Genomic DNA, 1,473 nt, shown 5'->3' with positions numbered 1-1,473 from the left:
CTGCGGAATTCCGCACTATTTCCCGTCTTTCGCTAAATTTTTCTCTACGATTTCTGCTGTTATTTCTTTTAGCTTTTCATCGATCAATGCGTTTATTACTGCTGAAACTGGGACAGGTTTTTGGCTCTTAATAGTTGCGTCAACGGCTTTTTTCTCAAGCTCTCTATACCTTTTGTCACTAATTCTAACTGTCGGCATTTTCTTCACTCTTTGTGTTGTGTATCACCTTATTCTACACAAGTAACTAAATCACAAGAAACTATGTTTGACCAGTCACATGTGACATTGTATAAATACATAATCTAAATCACATGTGACATTGTTACGATGAGTTATTTTATTGACCAGCTTTTTATGCAGCAAGATCATCCGGAAGGCGGGTTACCTTTTGTTGGTACTCATGTAATTGAACGTGTTGATATGGAATCTGGCGAAAAGCTCCCACCAAGTGTGAATCAGAAAATTCTTGAAGGATCATTTAGTACTAAGTTAACGATTCGCTGTAATGGTAATCGTGTTCGTGTGGAGGGCAATCCCTCGCGTTGGCAACGTATGGACAATCTTTTTGGTTTAACTTCTCTCGATGATTGCGTGGCAATTTATAACCACATTTTAGCTAAATATGACCTCCCTCCATTCACTAAAACCACACGCGCTTATCACCGTCAAACACCAGATGGAAAATCATCATCTTTGATAGGTAATGGCGCAGAAATCACTCTTATTGACTGGACTCGTAATCACATGGTTGGTCGATGTAATGAGCTTTCATTTATTCGTGGCATGTCATCTGTGGCTATGGGGCGAGCGCGTGAGGCGATTCTTAAACCTAATGGCATGACATGTAACTGGGGCGAGGGGTCAACATGGGAAATGCTCAAGCTCTACTGCAAAGCCTTTGAAATGCAACTTCGGTTAAAAAAATACAAACGTAGTAACAAGACCACACAAGATCACATTAAGTATTTAGAAACGCTTATCGAATATTGCGAACAAAACGGAGTTGTTCGTGAAGAACACAGCCTAAGACAAAAATTACTTAAACGACATGATTTGCAATTTTACGGAATGGTCAGTGAACAAGACTTTTACAAACATCTAACGACGATGGAGGACGCTATGAAGACACTACACGCCACTAATGACACTCATCAATCAATCGCAGAGCAATTAATGGACGCTGGAGTTGTAGATACTCTTCGTAAAGCCAATACCACTATGAACTACTTCACGCTTTGGCAGCATGGAACTGATTTACGACATACGTTAAGCGAACGCCAGTTTTATGAACATAAAGCCAGGTTACGAAAAATTGGTATTGATATCGGTCAGCAATTCGACGTTAGCCGTCTTTGTCCAACACTCAAACGTTCAGAAGTTATCGAGCTTAAACCACTACCAATTCCAAACTGGTATCAGATGCCACAAGTAGCCCAATCCAACGTAATGCCATTTAGAGCAGTTGCTTAATTC

At 40.3% G+C, this 1,473-nt stretch carries 2 protein-coding genes; one reads left to right on the top strand and one right to left on the bottom strand.

Annotated elements, in window-relative coordinates:
* Nucleotides 1–15 precede the first annotated feature (15 nt).
* Nucleotides 16–198 carry a hypothetical protein gene (locus RH88_RS01630; protein WP_005593003.1) on the bottom strand — a complete coding sequence of 61 codons (183 nt, stop codon included), beginning with the start codon at nt 196–198 and terminating at the stop codon, nt 16–18.
* A 129-nt stretch (nt 199–327) separates the two neighbouring features.
* On the opposite strand from RH88_RS01630, the gene RH88_RS01625 reads away from it, so the two are divergent.
* Nucleotides 328–1,470, top strand: a complete 1,143-nt coding sequence (locus RH88_RS01625) for a phage/plasmid replication protein, II/X family (RefSeq protein ID WP_005593001.1) — start codon at nt 328–330, stop codon at nt 1,468–1,470.
* The last annotated feature ends 3 nt before the right edge of the window (nt 1,471–1,473 follow it).

It is taken from the genome of Vibrio scophthalmi LMG 19158, assembly GCF_000222585.1.
Lineage (GTDB): Bacteria > Pseudomonadota > Gammaproteobacteria > Enterobacterales > Vibrionaceae > Vibrio > Vibrio scophthalmi.
This window is presented reverse-complemented; position numbering and strand designations above follow the sequence as displayed.

What these genes read in the sequence shown, in the direction of transcription:
- RH88_RS01630 (WP_005593003.1), bottom strand. Translation starts at nt 198, where the DNA reads ATGCCGACAGTTAGAATTAGTGACAAAAGGTATAGAGAGCTTGAGAAA.
- RH88_RS01625 (WP_005593001.1), top strand. Translation starts at nt 328, where the DNA reads ATGAGTTATTTTATTGACCAGCTTTTTATGCAGCAAGATCATCCGGAA.